Annotated in this window: 1 protein-coding gene; it reads left to right on the top strand. The window is 38.1% G+C overall.

All coding sequences use genetic code 11. The features are described 5' to 3' along the window. Positions 1 to 231: [protein-PII] uridylyltransferase family protein (locus tag AAEZ18_RS19795; protein WP_352256165.1), on the top strand; the 231-nt coding region annotated here is incomplete at both ends.

The following is a 231-nucleotide window of genomic DNA, read 5'->3' as shown; positions in this document are numbered from 1 at the left end:
CAAATGGTACGAGGTGGCCGAGAGGCTAATTTACAAACTCAATCATTACTTAAAGCATTAAATGAGTTGGCACTTAGCCAAGTTATAGATGAGCAAGAAGCAAGCGATCTGAGGCGCAATTACCTTTATTTACGTAAAGTTGAGCACTACCTTCAAATATTTGACGATCAGCAAACGCAAACACTCCCTGATGATGAATTGAATCAGCAGCGCTTAAATTTATTATTAGAA

This window comes from Pseudoalteromonas sp. 19-MNA-CIBAN-0066 (assembly GCF_040308705.1).
Classification (GTDB): Bacteria; Pseudomonadota; Gammaproteobacteria; order Enterobacterales; family Alteromonadaceae; genus Pseudoalteromonas; species Pseudoalteromonas nigrifaciens.
Note: the sequence above shows the minus strand (reverse complement) of the source record. Positions and strands in the feature narration are given on the sequence as shown.